Origin of the sequence: Geobacter grbiciae, assembly GCF_018531165.1 — a bacterium.
GTDB classification, from domain to species: domain Bacteria; phylum Desulfobacterota; class Desulfuromonadia; order Geobacterales; family Geobacteraceae; genus Geobacter; species Geobacter metallireducens.
In genome coordinates this window covers 1-248 of the sequence record NZ_JAHDIW010000063.1, presented here as the reverse complement: position 1 = coordinate 248, position 248 = coordinate 1, and the positions used below count along the sequence as shown (strand labels likewise).

Annotated in this window: 1 protein-coding gene; it reads right to left on the bottom strand. The window is 65.3% G+C overall.

Features of this window, described 5'->3' with window-relative positions; all coding sequences use genetic code 11:
* Window positions 1–248: hypothetical protein (locus KJB29_RS19915; RefSeq protein WP_215735901.1), on the bottom strand; the 248-nt coding region annotated here is incomplete at both ends.

Sequence of the window (248 nt, the reverse complement as noted above, 5' to 3'; positions counted from 1 at the left end):
GTGACACCGGGAGGGGAGACAAAGGAGCCGTCCGGCAGCTTCACGAAGGTGAGAACGTCGGTCTCCAGGTGGACGCCTGCCGCGTTGTTGGTGAGGTTGTCCATCCCCCACTTGCCGATCAAGGCGCCCGTCAGCCACGATTTCACGTCAGGGGTACCGTTCATGACATCAAGGGTGGCGACCGTGGCGACGATCAAGGCCGCGGCGTCCACGGGCTGGCGCTGGCCGAGGCCGAAGGGGGTGCTTGA